Origin of the sequence: Glaciecola petra (genome assembly GCF_031846345.1) — a bacterium.
Taxonomy (GTDB): Bacteria; Pseudomonadota; Gammaproteobacteria; order Enterobacterales; family Alteromonadaceae; genus Glaciecola; species Glaciecola petra.
On the sequence record NZ_JAVRHX010000001.1, the window covers coordinates 366,259 to 384,310 of the forward strand.

An 18,052-nucleotide genomic window follows, 5' to 3' on the forward strand; every position below is an offset into this window, starting at 1 on the left:
CCGCAAAAAGCGCCGCTTCTACCGGACTTCCTGCGCGCTGCTCAGGCATAATCCGTTTATGGCGTCACTATGCGCAAGAGAAATTGATTGATGAAATTATATAAATTAGTCTTCTTTTTAGCCGGTTGCGTTATCTTGCCGCCCGTTTTGATAGCGGATAATTATCCTCAGGACTATATAGATACTCAGCTTGAGGCAGTAAGGAAACCTGTCAAAGTCAATTTAAAGAATATAAAGCCTGGTCAACTGGTGTCCGTGCAATACGTAAACATGCCGGTATGGATTTATCGGCGAACAGCAAATGATCTCGCGTATCTAGCAAAGATTGACAAATCATTATTGGCAGATCCAGAGAACAAGAATTTAAGATCGTCTATTGAGGCAGCATATGGTTCATCCGCCTCGTACGTTTGGGCGCGATTGTTGCTATCTGAACTGCCCGCAATTGAGAAGTCAAAGCATCTCTCAAAGAACAATGAATATTTTGTCGTAGGAGGTTGGAGTCCTCATTCCGGCTGTGCATTAACCTACTTGCCACAAAAAAGTCGAAGTAATATTGGCGTTGCTTTCCATGACACATGTTCAGGTGCATTTTTTGACGTGGCTGGAATGGTCGTTAAGGCAGAGCTAACAGGCAATGCGATAGGTACTTCAGCTAGTTTTAATTTATACATCCCGCCTCACGAGTTCAAAAATAAGACAACACTGCTAGTGGGATTGAGATCATCAATTGTGTTACCTGAAATTCACATATCGAATGAGCGGCGTTACATGGGGAAAAGTCCAACTGAAAAACTAATTACTGCCGCTAAATATAACGATATCGAGATGGTGAGAATGGCTTTGAATGAAGGAGCAAATGCAAACTTCTTCGCGATACGAAAGGGTGGCCCATTTGACGCGGCAATTATTGGAGGCTCAACTGAGATTATTGAACTGCTGATAGCCAATGGTGCTAAGCCGAGCCCAAATTCTTTCAACGTCGCAGGTTTTGTAGATAGGCCAGAGGTGATAGAACTTATTAACAGGATGAAATAGAATAAGAGCACATAGCAAGGCGACCCAGTCGGACGGTTTTGCCGCCGCTGGGCCTAGACGCTATCCCATTATGCTTGTGATGACATTCGGTACACATAGTGCTGGGATCATCGAGTATGAAAGTAATAAACTGGAATTCGGAAAAAAATCAACTTCTTCTTTAGGAGCGCGGTGTTTCATTCGAGGACATTGTCGTTTGCATACTTAATCCCTTTATTCGAAACTGACGAAGAGATTTTTCTCAAGACTATAATTCCAAGACGGAAAGCTACACAAGCCGCTCACTCTGCTGCAGAAGCAACTCTTGTTGATTAATAGGTACAATTCTTGCTTAGTAACTGCTTAGTATGCAGCTCGTTAGTTTTGTAAAAGGTTAGTCAATAAACACATGAACAATATAATTAAAAGAAACAATGTAAAAGTATTGGGTAAGAATGGGGCACCCGTTGTATTGCTTGCGCATGGTTTTGGTTGTGATCAAAATATGTGGCGCTTTATGCAGCCATACTTAGAAGAGCATTTCCAGCTTGTTTTATTTGATTACGTTGGCTCAGGTAAATCAATATTGAGCGAGTATTCAATCGAAAAGTATTCTACTCTAGAAGGCTATGGGCAAGACATCTGTGATGTGATTGAAGCGCTTGAGTTTAGTGATGTCACCGTTATTGCACATTCTGTCAGTTCTATTATCGCGTCAATTGCAGTAATTCAAAAGCCAAGGCTAATTAAGAATATTGTAATGGTTTGCCCATCGCCATGTTTTCTGAATGACCGGCCTAATTATGCAGGTGGCTTTGAACGCGCAGACCTTGAAGAGCTCCTAGATTTGATGGACAAAAATTATATTGGCTGGGCTAATTATTTAGCACCACTTGTTATGGGTAGTCAACATTCTGACGAACTTATTGGTGAATTGTCGGGGAGTTTTTGTAGCACTGACCCGATTGTCGCGAAGACTTTTGCTTCTGCTACCTTCTTTTCAGATTATAGGCATATTTTAAAACAAATCCCTTGCGCCACTTTAATCCTGCAAAGTGCATCTGATGCGCTTGCCGATGTTAAAGTGGGCATTTACATGAATGAGAACATAAGTGACTGTCAGCTTGAGGTAATTGAGTCAGAGGGGCATTGCTTGCATATGACTAACCACAACACTATTGCACCTATCGTTCTTGGCTTTATTGAGTAGAATTGCATGACCTGTGATGTCAACTTAGCTCATTTTGAAAAATTTAATTGTTTTCATTCGGGTCATTTAATTGTAAATGAAGATCGAAAAATTCTCTTCTGCAATGCTTATGTTACTGAACTGACCGGATTTTCAGTACAGGTCTTAATTGATAGTCCTATTTCTTCACTATTCACAAAAGCGTCTAATATTTTTATCGACAGTTATGTTTATCCATTATTACTCAAAGACAAAATTGTCGAAGAAATACAAATTAAATTAACTAAAAGTGACGATGAAAGTGTGCCGATTGTGATCAATATTATTGAAGATAATAAAGGTCTGTCGTATTGGTCATTTTATGTGTGTGCTAATAGAGATAAGCTGCAAACTGAGTTGTTAAAAGCAAAAAAAGAACTCGAAAACAAAGCCTCAGAATTATATAACCTAGCGACTACCGATCCACTTACCGGCTTATTAAATAGGCGGGAACTTGCGGTATTAGGCAACAAATTGATCAATCATGCCAATAGTGATCACTCAAATTTGGCAATGCTTTGCATTGATGTTGATTATTTTAAAAGGGTAAATGACGCTCATGGGCATCAGGTTGGTGATCAAGTTTTGCAAAACTTAGCCGCATTATTATTAGAAAATAGGCATACCGATGATTTGGTCGCTAGGGTGGGCGGTGAAGAATTTATTATATTATTAAGCGATATTACTCTAGAAAATGCACATAAAATAACTGAAGATTTAAGAATTAAAATAGCCAAACATATATTATCTGGGGTAAACATAACGGTTAGTATTGGTTTGGTAGTTAGCTCAAAAAATCAAATAGTAGATTATCAATCCTTACATAGCACAGCCGACAACGCGCTGTATGCTTCAAAGCAAAATGGTAGAAACAGAACAACGGCTGTCTCTTACCAAATTTAAGATAACGCTATTTAACACAAGGCAGCAACATATCAGGTTTTGGTACTGACGGCCTTTATAAAAAACTTACCTACTTGTGCTTCTGCTACTTCTACCTCTGTACCTGCTTCTAAAGGCTCTTTTGATATCAAACTCCAATCTACGCCTGAATAACGGTATTGAGGGGTGAGCTTAGGGCTGACATCGTCAGTTAACACAAAGCGATGTCCTACTAAATCGCCTTTAGCTTTCGAGGTGTCCACATTGCTCTGTAAGTTTTTTAAAGGCTTCCACAATAAAGCAGCTGCAATCACAGTAATTACAGCAGTGCTAAAAAATGCACTTAACACTGAATCAGGGACTATTCCAGCATAGAGTAAGGCACTAGTAATAATAGCCGCAACACCAACAAAAAAGATGACAAAAGTAGAAAACCCAAGTACTAATATTTCTATTACTAACAAGACAATGCCAAGTATCAATAGACTTTCAACTAAATTATTGCTTACCCATTCCATCGCTTACCCCTTATTTAACTGACTAATAATAGTACTTGCTTGGGCGACTATGTTTGCTGCATCGGTGCCACTGTCGGGTAACAGCACTACAGAGGATTCCTTTGCTATAGCTTGTTTGGCTTCAATGGCTTTGGTTGCTAAGTCTAGTTGAATTGCTTTTTGTCCTTCATCTGTAGCTGCTGCTTCACCAACTTGGCGCAGCGCTTCTGCTTGAGCAGTGGCCACCGCAACGATAGCTTTAGCTTCACCTTCTGCTCTTAGCACTTGTTCAGATTTGTCTGCTTCAGCAGCCAATACAACAGAAGCTTTTTCACCTTCTGCGCGGTTAATAGCTGCTTGTCTATCCCCTTCAGATTCTAAAATTTGCGCTCGTTTTACACGTTCCGCTTTCATCTGTGCTTCCATCGCTTCCATCACCGATTGCGGCGGCACTATATCTTTAATCTCGTAGCGCAAAACTTGGATGCCCCATGGACCAGCAGCTTCATTTATTGACGCAACAATACTGGCATTCAATAAATCTCTTTCTTCAAAGGTTTTATCGAGCTCCATTTTACCTAACTCAGAACGCATGGTCGTTTGCGCGAGTTGGGTTACCGCAAACACATAGTCATCTACGCCATAAGTAGCTTTGTAAGGGTCAAGCACTCTGAAGTAAAGCACACCGTCTACATGCAAAGAAATATTATCTTTAGTAATTGCACTTTGCTCAGGCACATCGACAGCTTGTTCTTTCAACGAGCGGTCTGCGGAAACTCTATCAACAAAGGGTAGTATAAAATTGAGCCCAGCCTCCTTTGTTGATTGATACTTGCCGAAACGTTCAATCACATAAGCACGATTTTGTGGGACAAATTTGATAGATGTTTTTAGCAACACCACCACAAAAACCAAAATAAGCGTTTGCACTGTTAAAATATAATCGAGTATTGCTTCCATCTTTTTATTTCCTTTTATGACGTTAAACGAACATACATTTTGTAAACATAAATAGTTATACAATTACTAATGTAGACGACTAAGTAACTTAAACATTTTGCTAATTAAATACGAGAATTAGTCAGCGCTTTTTGCCCTGTGTTCCTGTAGTTCATTTTGAAGTTGCTGAGCTATTGCTTGAATTTTGGACATCGCGTTTGTTGCCATTTGTTGACCAAGCATCATAGACTCTTGCGTTATGACGGGCATTTTTTCAATAAAAGATTGGCCTACTGGGCTTTTATAAAACTTAAGAAGTTCAGCAATTTCTTCAGCAGTAAAGTTTTGAGAATATATGGCTTTTAAGTCTCCTTTCATTTGCACCCAACCCATTTCGGCGCGCATTAGATTGATCATTTTCTCGTTATACTTTTCATAAATGGGCATTTCGTCGGCTTGCACGCCCATTTGCTCTCTCATGTTGTCAAACATTGCGCCAAATTGTTGATACATAGTGTCGATCATTTTTTCAGCTTGCATGACCTCAAAAAGCTCATCAATATCATCTTGAGCAGCTTTGTCATCAGAAAAAGCACTAAAAGAAATGAAGCTACATAAAGCAAAAATAAAGAGTAATTTTTTCATTTTATCGTCCTTGAATTAATTAGAAGAGTTATGGTGATGCTGAGCACTATATTACATAATATGTGCACTAATTATCTAGGTCAACCGTCACATTTGAAAGACTTCCTAGGCTACCTTCATCACCTACGCCATTTCGCATTTTAATCATTAAGCGCAAATCGTTTTGCGAATCAGCATGATGCAAAGCTTGTTCTTCGGTTATTTTGTTTGCGGCGTATAAATCATATAAGGCCATATCAAAGGTTTTCATGCCCATATCTTTACCTTTCATCATGGCTTCTTTTAATTCACCTATTTCATTACGCATGATCAAATCTGAAACATAAGGCGAGTTAAGTAATACCTCAATTGCAGCGACTCGGCCTTTACCATTGGCCACAGGAACAAGTTGCTGAGCAACAATTGCGCGAATATTTTGGCTAAGGTCGAAACGTAACTTGTTATGTAATTCTTTAGGAGCAAGATGCATGATACGCTCTATTGCTTGGTTGGCATTATTTGCGTGCAAAGTAGCAACACATAAATGCCCCGTATCGGCAAACGATAAGGCATATTCCATGGTTTTCATGCTTCTAATTTCACCAATAAGGATCACATCAGGAGCCTGTCGTAAGGAAGTTTTTAAGGCGTCGTCAAAGGATAAGGTGTCGATACCAATTTCGCGTTGCGTGATAATGCAGTTTTTATGTTTGTGCAAATATTCGATTGGATCTTCTATTGTTAATATATGCCCATATGAATGCTGATTGCGGTGATCGATTAAACTCGCGAGGGAGGTAGATTTACCGGTGCCTGTTCCGCCTACAAACAACACCAGTCCTTTTTTTGCCATAATCACTTTTTTCAGCACATCAGGGATGCCGAGGCTTTCAGTATTTGGAATATCCACCTGAATTCGTCTAATAACCATGCCAGGCATGTTTCGCTGCCAAAAAGCATTACACCTAAAACGACCAATATTTGAGCGACTAATTGCAAAATTGCATTCAAGATCTTTATTGAAACTGTCTATTTGATCTGGCGTCATAGTTTGATGCACAAGATCTAAACATTCGTCATAACTCAATTTATGAGAATTTAAGGGCTCTAGTTCGCCATTTATTTTAGCACTTACCGCTAAACCTACCGATATAAATAAGTCGGATGCGCCCAAGCTTGCCATTGAGTTAATATATTCGTCTAAAAGGTTCATGTCTGCCTATTTGTTAAGCCGAAATTAGAAGTATTAAATAGATATCGACCTTTTTTGGGTGTGCTGAAGTTTTTGCCTGCAGAATTCTAGTATTGTGCCGATAATCTATTACACTTTAAGAATATACGCATAATATTCGAGATTAATGTCCCTATTGAATATCAACAGCATATTTATGTTTTTGGCTAGAAGCTTTTTCATTCTTTTTTTTCTACATGTGACACTGTCATCTGCGATGGTTCACGCGCAAAAAATACCCAAAGAGCCTAAAACGCTTACCTTTATATTTGCTTCAGAAATGCCTGATATTACTGACCCTGAATCGGGCCGATATGCGGAACTGAAGCATGTAGTTGATCAACAACGGGCTAAGAATCCCTATAGTTTCTTTATTTTTGGAGGCGGTTCGATTGGGCCAAGTGCACTAGCAAATTTGGACCGTGGGTCGCACATTATCGATCTTTTAAACGGTTTAGAGCCAGATGTAATGGGTGTCGCCAAGCGAGAGTATAGTTTTTTTGAAGACGAATTGTCTCTTAGAGCATACGAAGCCGCATTTCCTATTGTTAGCAGTAATACTATTGATAAGCGCATCAATAGTGTTCCCGATGGCTTGGTTGACTATGCATTAATCACGAAAGGCGAGGTCACCGTTGGTGTGTTATCCATTATTCATAGTCGACTTGTATATGAATACTTACTGAAACATATTGATGTGCAATCGCCAATTGATGTAGTTCGCTCAAAATCGAAAAAACTGAGAGCCTTAGGCGCAGATTACGTTGTATTGCATCACTTCTATTCTTTTGATTTTATTCCAAATATATTACAGGAAGGTATAATCGATTTGGCCTACGAGTCAAACACCCTATTTTCTATTAATGATGATGCATCAAAAAAGGCAATTAACAATGCCATTGCCACAACAAAACCGGGTGAGGCAATAGTTGTTACCGTTACCTTAGGCAACAAAAATGAAGTCAAACAGGTAAAGCGTATTACCTTAAAAGACCATGTAGCCGATGTATCCACACAGCATCATCTTAGTAGTTATCAGTTGCGTTTAGACCGGTTACTCAATATTCGTATTGGCTTTTGGGATGGTAATTACACTACATCGGTACAAAGCTTGCGTACGGGTGAAAATGCATTTGGAAATTACGTTGCTGATACGATGCGAAACTTTGCTAATGCCGACATCGCTTTAGTGAACGGGGGCAGTATTCGGGGCGATAGAACCTATCAAACACATTCATCCATAACGCGAAGAACCATCGCAACAGAATTACCCTATCGTTCTACCCTTAGTGTGTTGGCGATTACAGGCGAGGATCTTGAAGAAGCTTTAGAAAATAGTTTTGCAGGTATTGATGAAAGGCAGGGTAGCTTTTTGCATGTATCTGGTATGAGAGTGACTTTTGATAGCACCGCCCCTGCAGGGCAGAGAGTAAGAAAAGTAACGATTAACCAACTGCCTTTACAAAAAGATAAGGTCTATCGTTTGGCAACAACTGATTATTTGGCAGATGGTGGAGATGAGTTTTTTTCCTTAACTCGCGCTACCGTTTTAAAAGAAAAAAGGGTACAAGAGTCGATATTGATTTCAGACTTGGTGTTGCGCGAAATCCAGTTAAGGGGCAAGTTGCAAAGTCGTTTGGACGGACGAATGTTAGATGTATCAAAAGGTCGTCAAAATGATTAGTGGCAAGAAGCAAACAATACGCTTATTTACCTATGCACAACTTATTATTTTGATCTTATTCACTATAGTTACTATTTTTGCCGTTTATCGTTTGAGTAATTTGGGATACACACTCGAAAATCTGGCCAACGAGTCTATGCCCAATATCGCAAAAGCGGCATCATTTACAAATCGTATTCAAAGTTTATCAACCCTCACATCAATATTGACAGGTTCGACAAGCAACCCTGCCAGACAATTAGCTAAACAGAAGGTTGATAAAAGCATACAGTTAGTTAATCAATCATTGCTGGGCACAAGCGATGCCAACAGCTACCTAACTAGACAATTAGCTACTTTGACTCAAGAAATTAATGAACTAGACACTTTGGTAGAACAACGTATTTTGCAGGAGCATATGCTACTAAAAAGCAGAGAAAAATTTACTTACGAATTTTCAAAGCTATTTCAGAGTATTAATACTAATATTGCCGACAACAAACTTGAAAATAAGCTACTAGATATTTTATTACTTGCCATGCAAATTGATCAACAAACTCGCATGCATGCGCTTAGACAAATAGAAAGTGAGTTAGCAAAAAAACTGAAAAATGCCATTGATGGTGTTGCAAGTTCACAAATAAATACAAAGGCGTCACTGACCGACATTCAAACACATTTGATTGGCAACGATGGTCTTGTTACCCAAAAGATACAATTTTTAAAAATTGTCGGTAGAACAAGAGGAAGAGATTCATTCGTAAGAAACTTAATAGCGAATGTGTCGAGCAATTTAGATTATCAAAATCAACTAACAAACCAGTCAACCTTGCAGGCTGCAAATAAAGCAAATGACTCGGCGACAGAATACGCAAATATTACGGTAATAGTTGGCCTATTTTCTTTTCTTTTAACCCTAGGTATTATTTATTTTTTGTACAAAAAAATTGTTTCTCGGCTAATATCACTTGCGCAGCAAGTTGAAATGGCTTCAGAACACAACAGTACCGAAATTCATATTAATGGCAATGACGAAATTAGCCAGTTAGCGGAGCGCTTTTCATTGTATTTAGCGCGGATGAAAGAACAAGAAAGTGCTTTATTGAACATGACGCTAACAGACCCATTAACCGCAATACCAAACCGGCGCGCATTTGAAGCACAGCTTAAAGAAACTATGGCAATTGCTCGCAGAAATGAATGGTGGGTGAGCTTATTTTTAGTGGATATTGACTTTTTTAAAGACTATAACGATCATTATGGGCACTCTGAAGGCGATGCTTGTTTACGTTTAGTTGCCAATGAAATACATAAAATCATGGCCAGAAACACTGACTTTTGCGCGCGTTTTGGCGGTGAAGAGTTTGTTTGTATCCTACCTAATACCAACCCCAATGGTGCTAAATTGAAAGCAGAAGCGGTACGAAAAGCAATAATGTCGCTATCGATACCGCATGCAAAAAGCGCTATTGGCGATACACTAACGGTAAGTATTGGCTCAGGTTCATTCCTTTTTACACAGCATGATAATTGGATGTCGGACATTATCTTTGAACAAACCGACAAAGCTTTATACAAAGCAAAGAGAAATGGACGCAACCAATGTGATTTTTTTGCCATTGACGAATAAAGAGATAAAAGTCGAAATATGCCAGTAGCTTGCGCCCTTCACATACTTGTTAAAACCGAAAAACAAGCAAAAGAGATACTCATCCAATTAAAAAAGGGTAAAGATTTTGGTGCTTTAGCTAAACGACACTCCATATGCCCCTCGGGCAAAAAAGGCGGAGACCTTGGCGAGTTTAAGCGTGGCCAAATGGTGAAAGCTTTTGATGACGTTGTTTTTAAGAAAGATATTTTGAAAATACACGGCCCAGTTAAAACCAGGTTTGGTTATCATTTGATCAAGACTCTTTATCGTCAATAAAATATCTCATATTAACAAGGCCAATAGAAAGCGTGAATTGTCCTTTTGATAGTTATCCATACTAGACATTAAAAAAGTATCGATATCAATGATAGTCAACTAACAACCTTGATAACTAGCGCAGTCGCTTTCAGCATGTTAGATTTTATGTACTTACAGCACAACGAGAGTATATGACATGAGCGATTCAAGGCCACAATCTAGCCAACAACTTTTTACTGAAATTAGTTCTGAAGGACAACTTAGTGTTAGTTGTAAAACAGTAGCGATCCCACAACCGAAGCCCAATGAAGTAATCGTTAAAATTGAAGCTGCACCGATTAATCCTTCTGATATGTGGCCTATGTTTGGTCCAGCTGACTTACGTGAAGCCAGTTTTGATGATGAAAATCTAATATTAAAGGCGCCGGTTCACAAATCTATGTTGATGCGAATAAAGTCGCGTTTAGACCAAGCATTACCAATTGGTAACGAGGGCGCTGGCACAGTAGTTGCGGCCGGTGATAGCCCACAAGCACAGGCCCTTATTGGGAAAACGGTAGGTGTATTAACTGGAGCAGTTTATACCGAATATGCTTGTGTACCTATTCAAGCTTGTATGTTACACAATGAAGGCACCACAGCTAAACAAGCCGCATCGTCTTTTGTAAACCCTTTAACTGCCTTAAGCATGGTGGAAACCATGAAAAGAGAAGGGCATAGTGCATTGGTTCATACCGCTGCAGCCTCTAGTTTGGGTATCATGCTGAATAAAATTTGTTTAGCTGAAGGTATCGACATCGTTAACATTGTGCGCAAACAAGAGCAAGTTGATATGCTAAGCTCATTAGGGGCTAAACATGTACTTAATTCTAGTGCAGAGAGTTTTAAAATGGATTTGTTCAACGCCATTAACGAAACCGGTGCAACGCTAGCCTTTGATGCGATTGGTGGTGGCGATGTGGTGAGTGACATTTTGACCGCGATGGAAGCTGTTGGCAGCCAAGATGCAGTTGGTTTCAACACTTATGGGTCGGAAGCCAATAAACAAGTTTACATTTATGGCGGATTAGACTTTGCGCCAACCGTGCTTAATCGTGCATACGGCATGACTTGGAATATTGGTGGGTGGTTGTTAATGCGATTCTTAGGTAGCTTAGATATTAAAGAGGTTTTAGCATTGCATAAGCGAGTTGCAGATGAAATAGACAGTACATTTGCAAGCAATTTCAGCAAGGAAATTTCACTTAAGCAGGCATTGGAAATTGAGAATGTTGCTGAATATATGGCGAAGAAAACGGGCGAAAAATACTTAATTAACCCATCTTTGTAATTCAAAATGGCCATCACCTATTACCGTGATGGCCATTGTCATATTTGAATTTATTTGGTCGTTTGGGCGACCAACTGCGGTAATTTAGTATGCGATAGTTTTGCCATTAAATTAGCATTTTCTATTGCTCCATGCGACATCGCATACTCAACTACTGTTTGTCCGTTACACATTAACCCCTCGGCTAAATCTCGATAAGAATATCCACTGCGTTTGACGGCAACTCTGAGTTTTGCTGCATTATTAGTCTGAATGGCTTTACAAACTTTAATTAGGGAGCTTTCATTTGGAATATACTTAGCGTTAGCGTTAAGGGAAAAGAGTGAGCAAATAGCAATAACACCGATAGTAGCTGGCAAGCTGAAACTGTTTAATAATTTTTTCATGTTGAATTCCTTTAGTATCTATAAGTAGTATCTATAAGATTTAAGCTAGATTTTCTAAATGACACTCTATTCACAACGAGCGCCCCGGATATCGACCTTTTACTGGCCATGGTTAAGGTATAATGAAAAGCTTATGCTGAGTTTTTTGGTGCTGTCTATACGACACACCACGTTAAGTTGCTAAGCTTCTTAAAATAGCCTTATGAACTCTATGTCGTCACAGTAAAGCAAAAAGTTTGGGCTGAATGTGTTTCATTTTGAGGTAGAGTGTAAGCAGGTTTTACAAGTGTAAATCTAGTCATAGAATTACGTAAACTGTTTCTAAAATGTGTAAAAATGTAAATAACACACATAATTTTAGCGCCACAATTGCAAAACGTAGACAAGCAAAAAAGAGTATCGTTGGGTTTTGATACTCTTTGTTAAACGATGGATGAATGAAGCGGGTATTAAGCGCCGGGATAGCGTTGCGATAAAAGTGTGTATAGCGTCTCAGGATAAGCTTCTTGACTGCTATCGAGTGTGGCCATGACGTCGACTAAATGCTCGTTGTCTTCTCGATTTTGCCACATCTTAATGTAAGTACCGTCTTTATAGCCGTGATCTTGACGGAAAAAATTAAGCACATTTTTTCCCACATATTGCTCAAACAAGTTATTAGCGTCCATTTCTGCTTGCTCAATAATACATAAGAACAAACTTACATCGAAGCGCTGAGCCACACATAAACCTGTCATGAGTTCTAAATTTTCGACTAAGTTTTGGTGTGTAAAATTGTATTGGGTCCCATCAAAACTTAATGCTTTATGTGAGCTTCGCAAAGCTGTGTTTATAGCCTTTGCGGCGGCGTCTATATCACCCTTGTGTTCAATAATAATGTGTGACAAAGCAAAATGCCAAATATCTACTAACTCCATTTGTACTTGTGGCAAATCTAGGCTTTGCGCTTTCCACCATTTCCAACCATGATGTTCAATCGCTTCTACAGACTCAATCATTGCTGCGCGCAAATAGCGATAACCTGCAGTTAACCATTGCGGGTTTACTTTTTTGTTCATTTTGTCTTGTAAATCGAGCATGGTAGCAAGTTGAGTGGCGCTGAGCATAGCATTTGTCCTTGTTTACGAAATTTGAGAAACTTTGTTATTACTTAGTTTAATAGATAAACGCTTGTGATAATAGATATCCGTAAGGTCAAGTTAATAAGAGTTAACTTTATTGAAAGTCTTAAGTGAGTCATATTAAGTAGCGTACTTGAATAAAGTATCAAAAATGTTACTTTGCATCTATTACCAATTGCGAACCTTGCTTGTAAATAAGTCATAAAAGGACAACAAATGTCAAAAATAAGAAAAATGAGAGTAGCTTTGCTATTTAGCTTGGTGGTATTGACACTTTTTGCCTGTTCCGACAGTGAAGTGGGCGATGTTTCTTTAGGCGTATTTACGACAAAAGATATTAAAATTGATGCCTTGCAAGATCCACTTATCAGTGGCGTAACCTGCCATATTTCAAGTATCGAGGCGAATCTAGATTTAGCCGATCCATCTGATAGTTCAATAGCGTGTCGTCAAACGGGTGAAATTACTCAAGCAATGTTGGTTAATATTGATAAATCGGCGTCGGGTGAGGTTGTGTTTAAAAAATCTAAAAGTATCTTTTTCAAAAATATGAAAGTACGACGCATATATGATGCAAAGGCTCAAACTCTGATGTACGTTTCGTATTCGACCAAAGAAACAAGCGGTAGCTACAAACATAGCTTGTCTACAGTACCTTTATGGGGTACCGATGCGTATAACTCTCCTGTATTAGCAAATTAGATGTTTAATAGGATGAGCGTCATGAAAAGTAGAGTCAGCGTACTTTTTTGTTTGTTGCCTTTGTTGCTCTTAAGCCAAGCGGTTATGGCGTTTAATCAAGAAAATAAAGTGGCAGAAAAGAGTGCTTTTAAAGGTGACCGTGAAGGTCACGTTATGAAAGACCCTATTGATAAAAAAGACATTCCACCTGCTCCTATTCTGACTGTAGCACAAGCCCTTGAAAGCATGCACGTGGCAGACGGTTTTGTCTTAGAAAATATAATATCTGAGCCTAATATCTTTAACCCTGTTGCTTTGGCTTTTGATCCTGATGGCAGAATTTGGGTCGCCGAAATGACGCGATTTATGCCCGATATTAAAGGAACTGGAGAAGAAGTACCTGAAGGAAATATTGCAATTCTTGAAGATACTACCGGAGATGGCAAACTAGATACTCGCACAGTGTTTTTAAACGACGTTATCCTTCCGCGCACAATATCTATCGTAGAAGGGGGTATTTTTTATGCTGATCATACACAACTATATTTTACCGAAGTCGTCGAGCGAGATGGTGTGCTTGTGCCGGGCATCAGAGAAGTAGCAGATTCTGAATATGCCGCAGGTGGTAATTTAGAGCACAAACCTAATGCGATGATGTATAACATTGACAATTGGTACTATAACGCAAAGTCCAGCGATCGGTATAAAGCAGTGCCTATGTCTCATAGCACAACATCTTTACCACAAAGTGCCAAAGAAATTTACCGCAATAAATTTTGGCGTTTATATAAGGACAAGACTGACTTTCGGGGGCAATGGGGTGTGACTCATGATGATTTTGGACGCTTGTATCATAACAAAAATCATGAGCCTATCTCTGGAGAATATCTTTTACCAGGATCTTTGCGCACAAACCCAGAATTTAAAGCGTCACCAACAGCGCACTTAATTGGCGAGAAAAGCGTCTTCCCTGTGCGCATAAATCCAGGAGTCAATCGAGCGTATATCGATGGTGTGTTAGTTGGAGAAGGCGAAAATAAAGGAAAATTGGCTAACTTTACTGCCGCTTCTGGCTCGCTTATTTATCGGGGTGATAATTTTCCTGAGGACCTTTATGGCTTAGCTCTGACACCAGAGCCGGCGGGTAATCTGATTTCTGCAAGGCGTTTGCTTGAATCTGAAGGACAGTTAAGTGGTGTTGCTTTGCTAGATAAAGCGGAAATAATTGCGTCTACTGATGAGCGTTTTCGCCCAGTTAATTTGCACAACGCTCCTGATGGAAGTATTTATATTGTCGATTTTTACCATGGTATTATTCAGCACAAAGAGTTTTTGACCAGTTATTTAGGCAAACAAATTAAAGACCGCGAATTAGACCAAAATAATAATAGCATGGGTCGTCTATATCGTTTGCGTTGGAATGGTAAAGCATTACCACAACCTCAATCACTTTCGTTATTATCAACTGACGAATTGGTGCCTCTGCTTGCGCATAAGAATGGCTGGCATCGTGATACTGCTCGCCGACTTATCGTGCAAACAGGCGCTGTTGAACAGGCGAAAGCAGTGCTCGACTTGATTAAAAATAGTCATGACGAAAGGGTCATTATTAATGGCCTTTGGACGCTGAATGGTTTAGAGCGTTTAAATTATGAAATATTAAATCACTTCATGCGTTCAGGTACGAATAAAGTCAAAGCCAGCGCAATTGCATTGTCAGCATATTTGCCCCAACGTTATCATTCAGAGTTGCTTAAAACACTAGCAGAACTGATCGAAACAGACTATTACTTAGCCTTACAAGCAGCGCTAATAAGTGGCAAACTCGCTAGTAAAGATTCGGTTTGGCTAAGCAAAAAAATATTGGACCTGTATGCCGAAAAACCATACGTTTTAGAGGCGGTAGTGAGTGGCTTTGCTAATAATTCAAAACAATTTACCGCTGAGCTTGCGCAATATCCTAACGCAGAGTTTAGGTACATTGTTGACAATTTGGGCAAGGACCCTAGTCAACGAAACAATCGCAACCAACTTGCTACGCAAGGGATTACCTTATATGACCAAGGTAAAACCCTTTATAATGGTAAAGGGGCTTGTTCAGCATGTCATGGTGCCGACGGCAATGGTATTGATGGAATGGGTCCGACATTTTGGCAAAGCGAATGGGTAATTACAGACAAACAACGTTTGGCAAAGGTATTGCTACATGGTTTAAGTGGCCCAATAACAGTCAATGGCGAGCAGTGGAAGACAAACATGGTGATGCCAGGCTATGCAAATAATCCGGTGATAAATGACGAAGAGCTTGCCGCAATTGCGACCTATTTGCGCAATACATGGGGTAATGCCGCTGACATTGATGGTCAGGTTTCAGTAGAGTTGTTTAAAAAAGTCCGTGAAGAAACAACCGGGCAGACAACTCCTTATCAGCAAGACGACTTTTAAAGAAGATGGTCTTTGAGCCGGGTGATTTTGGAGAGAGATGATATGTCTGGTAGAGTGCTAGATGATGACGTATTTGCTCGACTTTTGTCTTTCCCAAATGTTAGTAGTCACTTCTCATCAGGCGTTTTTAACAACAGAAGCCTTAGCGAATATTGCAGATACAACATTGGCGAGTATTACTGAATATTTAATTGGCAAACGAGCAAACCAATTGTCGTATCGAGTCTAAAAAGTTTCCTCTGTGATGGTCTGCACAATTGTTGAACTTTGCACAAGCGCTTTGCCGCGGCCATTTGTTTCAGATGCGGCCTCAAGCTTGCCTTTGTTTTTTATGATTACATGCAAATCACCAAACCTGCTTTTACGGGTGCTGTAGCCTAAGGCTTCCAATTCTGTAAGAACATCTGTAGATAAACCTTCATGGTATCTAATTTCATTTTTGGGTAAAAGTTGATGATGAAAACGCGGTTGATCTACGACTTGTTGGGCCGGTAAATTGAATTCAAGTGCATGCAGAATACTTAAATAAACCGAAGACAAAATAGTGGTGCCACCAGGAGAGCCTGTCACCATCTTAATTTCATTGTTTTCAAGTACAATAGTAGGCGTCATGGAGCTAAGCATGCGTTTATAAGGTTGTATTTCGTTTGCTTGACCACCAATAGCACCAAAATAATTTGGCACACCAGCCTTGGCACTAAAATCATCCATTTCATCATTTAATAAAAAACCACCACCTTCAACTACAACACCACTGCCAAAACCTAAGTTAATTGTTGTGGTGTTTGAAACGGCATTGCCCATAGCATCAACAATTGAGAAGTGCGTTGTTTGTTCACTTTCTGCTAGGCCTGGTTTAATGTCTTCGCTTATTGATATTTTATCGAGTTGAATACTATGGGCACGTTCTTGTATATATTCAGAGGTGAGCAAGGCCTTTTGGGGTACATCAATAAAATCAGGGTCACCTAAATATTCTGCTCTATCGGCAAATACTCGTTTACCTATTTCCGCAAGCACATGAATGTATTGAGCATCGTTAAGATTGAGTTCTGGACTCCTTGCTTTAACGATATCAAACATTTGTAACCACTGTGCAACCGCAATGCCCCCAGAACTTGGCGGTGCTGCACTAATTACCTCGTATTGTCTCCATTTACTTTTTATGGGTTTGCGCCATTTTGCTTGATATTTTAATAAATCATCTTGATTAATTAAGCCACCTTTCTGTTCCATGAACCGGCTGATAATCTTTGCTGTTTCGCCTTCATAGAATCCTTTTTTACCTGCTTCTTTTATTCTTAAAAGTGTATCAGCTAGTTCCGCCTGAACAAATAACTCACCTGTTCTCGCATGTCCAAAGTAGTCTTTAAAGTTGACAGTAATTTCTCTTTTTTCCAGTCTATCGATGTAGCGCTTTATTTTCGAAGCAAGTGCTTCCGGCATAATAAAACCTTCTTTTGACAGCGTATAAGCAGGTTGTACTAAGTCAGCCCAGGGCAAAGTGCCATATTTTTTATGTGCTTCCCACATGCCAGACACTGTGCCAGGAGTCCCTGATGCCAACACGCCAAAAAGTGATTCTAATCGCTTTACCTCACCATTTTCGTCGAGGTACATATCACGGTGTGCAAGGCCAGGAGCAGATTCACGATAATCAATAAAATCATCTTGCTTATCATAGTGAATCAGCATAAAGCCACCACCACCAATATTGCCTGCTTCAGGAAATGTTACTGCAAGACTAAATTGTGCTGCAATGGCAGCATCTACTGCATTACCGCCTTTATTAAGAATATCCATGGCAATGTTTGCTGCAAACTCGTCAGGCATGGCGACAGCTTGCTGATTTTCTATCTTTTGGACACTTTTTTTACTATCGAAAGTGTCTCGTTGACTTGAGTCTGAGCAGGCTGAAATGATAACTAATACAAGGAGGAAAAACACACTGAACAAAGACACCGATTTTATTTTTTTATTGATGAGCATAATCATGTTTAGTATTTTTCTCCTTAACATCTTACTATTTTTATTTACTATGGCTATAGGCAAGGCAGCTTACTCTTGCTGGTTAATAATGTAACATTATTTGCTTAAAC

Annotated in this window: 17 protein-coding genes; 10 read left to right on the forward strand and 7 right to left on the reverse strand. The window is 39.5% G+C overall.

Annotated features, from left to right (window positions below):
• Positions 1 to 90 precede the first annotated feature (90 nt).
• The 3 genes from RM552_RS01640 (at position 91) to RM552_RS01650 (ending at position 3,148) form a co-directional block, all read left to right on the forward strand.
• On the forward strand, positions 91 to 1,038 hold the full coding sequence (locus RM552_RS01640; protein WP_311367052.1) for a hypothetical protein: 948 nt from the start codon (positions 91 to 93) through the stop codon (positions 1,036 to 1,038).
• A gap of 388 nt (positions 1,039 to 1,426) precedes the next feature.
• Positions 1,427 to 2,227: an alpha/beta fold hydrolase gene (locus tag RM552_RS01645; RefSeq protein WP_311367053.1), complete on the forward strand. Its 801-nt coding sequence runs from the start codon at positions 1,427 to 1,429 to the stop codon at positions 2,225 to 2,227.
• Between the two features lie 6 nt (positions 2,228 to 2,233).
• Positions 2,234 to 3,148: a sensor domain-containing diguanylate cyclase gene (locus RM552_RS01650; RefSeq protein WP_311367054.1), complete on the forward strand. Its 915-nt coding sequence runs from the start codon at positions 2,234 to 2,236 to the stop codon at positions 3,146 to 3,148.
• Positions 3,149 to 3,180: 32 nt separating this feature from the next.
• On the opposite strand, the gene RM552_RS01655 is transcribed toward RM552_RS01650, so the two are convergent.
• From RM552_RS01655 to RM552_RS01670, 4 genes are all read right to left on the reverse strand, one after another.
• The gene (locus RM552_RS01655) at positions 3,181 to 3,645 is read right to left on the reverse strand and encodes an NfeD family protein (protein WP_311367055.1); all 465 of its coding nucleotides are present in this window, start codon (positions 3,643 to 3,645) and stop codon (positions 3,181 to 3,183) included.
• Positions 3,646 to 3,648: 3 nt separating this feature from the next.
• A complete protein-coding gene (locus RM552_RS01660; protein ID WP_311367056.1) occupies positions 3,649 to 4,584 on the reverse strand; it encodes an SPFH domain-containing protein in 936 nt (311 codons plus the stop codon).
• A 117-nt stretch (positions 4,585 to 4,701) separates the two neighbouring features.
• Positions 4,702 to 5,208 (reverse strand): DUF2059 domain-containing protein, encoded by a 507-nt coding sequence (locus tag RM552_RS01665; protein ID WP_311367057.1) that lies wholly within the window; start codon positions 5,206 to 5,208, stop codon positions 4,702 to 4,704.
• 67 nt (positions 5,209 to 5,275) lie between these two features.
• Positions 5,276 to 6,400 carry a PilT/PilU family type 4a pilus ATPase gene (locus RM552_RS01670; protein WP_311367058.1) on the reverse strand — a complete coding sequence of 375 codons (1,125 nt, stop codon included), beginning with the start codon at positions 6,398 to 6,400 and terminating at the stop codon, positions 5,276 to 5,278.
• A 235-nt stretch (positions 6,401 to 6,635) separates the two neighbouring features.
• On the opposite strand from RM552_RS01670, the gene RM552_RS01675 reads away from it, so the two are divergent.
• The 4 genes from RM552_RS01675 to RM552_RS01690 all read left to right on the forward strand — a co-directional run bounded on the left by RM552_RS01675 (position 6,636) and on the right by RM552_RS01690 (position 11,320).
• A complete protein-coding gene (locus RM552_RS01675; protein ID WP_311367059.1) occupies positions 6,636 to 8,102 on the forward strand; it encodes a bifunctional metallophosphatase/5'-nucleotidase in 1,467 nt (488 codons plus the stop codon).
• Positions 8,095 to 9,711: a diguanylate cyclase gene (locus RM552_RS01680; RefSeq protein WP_311367060.1), complete on the forward strand. Its 1,617-nt coding sequence runs from the start codon at positions 8,095 to 8,097 to the stop codon at positions 9,709 to 9,711. Before RM552_RS01675 ends, RM552_RS01680 begins: the two co-directional genes overlap by 8 nt.
• A gap of 18 nt (positions 9,712 to 9,729) precedes the next feature.
• A complete protein-coding gene (gene ppiC / locus RM552_RS01685; RefSeq protein ID WP_311367061.1) occupies positions 9,730 to 10,008 on the forward strand; it encodes a peptidylprolyl isomerase PpiC in 279 nt (92 codons plus the stop codon).
• A 178-nt stretch (positions 10,009 to 10,186) separates the two neighbouring features.
• Positions 10,187 to 11,320: a zinc-binding dehydrogenase gene (locus RM552_RS01690; RefSeq protein ID WP_311367062.1), complete on the forward strand. Its 1,134-nt coding sequence runs from the start codon at positions 10,187 to 10,189 to the stop codon at positions 11,318 to 11,320.
• 50 nt (positions 11,321 to 11,370) lie between these two features.
• Here the strand turns inward: RM552_RS01690 and RM552_RS01695 are convergent, their stop codons facing one another.
• Together RM552_RS01695 and RM552_RS01700 are read right to left on the reverse strand one after the other, a co-directional pair.
• Positions 11,371 to 11,706 carry a DUF3718 domain-containing protein gene (locus tag RM552_RS01695; protein WP_311367063.1) on the reverse strand — a complete coding sequence of 112 codons (336 nt, stop codon included), beginning with the start codon at positions 11,704 to 11,706 and terminating at the stop codon, positions 11,371 to 11,373.
• Positions 11,707 to 12,155: 449 nt separating this feature from the next.
• On the reverse strand, positions 12,156 to 12,812 hold the full coding sequence (locus RM552_RS01700) for a dUTP diphosphatase (protein ID WP_311367064.1): 657 nt from the start codon (positions 12,810 to 12,812) through the stop codon (positions 12,156 to 12,158).
• Positions 12,813 to 13,061: 249 nt separating this feature from the next.
• Between RM552_RS01700 and RM552_RS01705 the strand changes: the two genes are divergently transcribed.
• The 3 genes from RM552_RS01705 (at position 13,062) to RM552_RS01715 (ending at position 16,182) form a co-directional block, all read left to right on the forward strand.
• Positions 13,062 to 13,529 (forward strand): CreA family protein, encoded by a 468-nt coding sequence (locus RM552_RS01705; protein WP_432277187.1) that lies wholly within the window; start codon positions 13,062 to 13,064, stop codon positions 13,527 to 13,529.
• A 21-nt stretch (positions 13,530 to 13,550) separates the two neighbouring features.
• The gene (locus RM552_RS01710; RefSeq protein WP_311367066.1) at positions 13,551 to 15,953 is read left to right on the forward strand and encodes a PVC-type heme-binding CxxCH protein; all 2,403 of its coding nucleotides are present in this window, start codon (positions 13,551 to 13,553) and stop codon (positions 15,951 to 15,953) included.
• A gap of 61 nt (positions 15,954 to 16,014) precedes the next feature.
• Positions 16,015 to 16,182 carry a hypothetical protein gene (locus tag RM552_RS01715; RefSeq protein ID WP_311367067.1) on the forward strand — a complete coding sequence of 56 codons (168 nt, stop codon included), beginning with the start codon at positions 16,015 to 16,017 and terminating at the stop codon, positions 16,180 to 16,182.
• On the opposite strand, the gene ggt is transcribed toward RM552_RS01715, so the two are convergent.
• A complete protein-coding gene (gene ggt / locus RM552_RS01720; protein ID WP_432277174.1) occupies positions 16,179 to 17,948 on the reverse strand; it encodes a gamma-glutamyltransferase in 1,770 nt (589 codons plus the stop codon). The two genes, RM552_RS01715 and ggt, sit on opposite strands and share 4 nt — an antisense overlap.
• Positions 17,949 to 18,052 lie beyond the last annotated feature (104 nt).

Bases quoted from the DNA above. Each gene is read 5' to 3' on its own strand.
- RM552_RS01710 (WP_311367066.1), top strand. From the start codon at position 13,551: ATGAAAAGTAGAGTCAGCGTACTTTTTTGTTTGTTGCCTTTGTTGCTC.
- ggt (WP_432277174.1), bottom strand. From the start codon at position 17,948: ATGATTATGCTCATCAATAAAAAAATAAAATCGGTGTCTTTGTTCAGT.
- ppiC (WP_311367061.1), top strand. From the start codon at position 9,730: ATGCCAGTAGCTTGCGCCCTTCACATACTTGTTAAAACCGAAAAACAA.
- RM552_RS01675 (WP_311367059.1), top strand. From the start codon at position 6,636: ATGGTTCACGCGCAAAAAATACCCAAAGAGCCTAAAACGCTTACCTTT.
- RM552_RS01690 (WP_311367062.1), top strand. From the start codon at position 10,187: ATGAGCGATTCAAGGCCACAATCTAGCCAACAACTTTTTACTGAAATT.
- RM552_RS01660 (WP_311367056.1), bottom strand. From the start codon at position 4,584: ATGGAAGCAATACTCGATTATATTTTAACAGTGCAAACGCTTATTTTG.
- RM552_RS01645 (WP_311367053.1), top strand. From the start codon at position 1,427: ATGAACAATATAATTAAAAGAAACAATGTAAAAGTATTGGGTAAGAAT.
- RM552_RS01695 (WP_311367063.1), bottom strand. From the start codon at position 11,706: ATGAAAAAATTATTAAACAGTTTCAGCTTGCCAGCTACTATCGGTGTT.
- RM552_RS01680 (WP_311367060.1), top strand. From the start codon at position 8,095: ATGATTAGTGGCAAGAAGCAAACAATACGCTTATTTACCTATGCACAA.
- RM552_RS01670 (WP_311367058.1), bottom strand. From the start codon at position 6,400: ATGAACCTTTTAGACGAATATATTAACTCAATGGCAAGCTTGGGCGCA.
- RM552_RS01650 (WP_311367054.1), top strand. From the start codon at position 2,234: ATGACCTGTGATGTCAACTTAGCTCATTTTGAAAAATTTAATTGTTTT.
- RM552_RS01640 (WP_311367052.1), top strand. From the start codon at position 91: ATGAAATTATATAAATTAGTCTTCTTTTTAGCCGGTTGCGTTATCTTG.
- RM552_RS01705 (WP_432277187.1), top strand. From the start codon at position 13,062: ATGAGAGTAGCTTTGCTATTTAGCTTGGTGGTATTGACACTTTTTGCC.
- RM552_RS01655 (WP_311367055.1), bottom strand. From the start codon at position 3,645: ATGGAATGGGTAAGCAATAATTTAGTTGAAAGTCTATTGATACTTGGC.
- RM552_RS01700 (WP_311367064.1), bottom strand. From the start codon at position 12,812: ATGCTCAGCGCCACTCAACTTGCTACCATGCTCGATTTACAAGACAAA.
- RM552_RS01665 (WP_311367057.1), bottom strand. From the start codon at position 5,208: ATGAAAAAATTACTCTTTATTTTTGCTTTATGTAGCTTCATTTCTTTT.
- RM552_RS01715 (WP_311367067.1), top strand. From the start codon at position 16,015: ATGATGACGTATTTGCTCGACTTTTGTCTTTCCCAAATGTTAGTAGTC.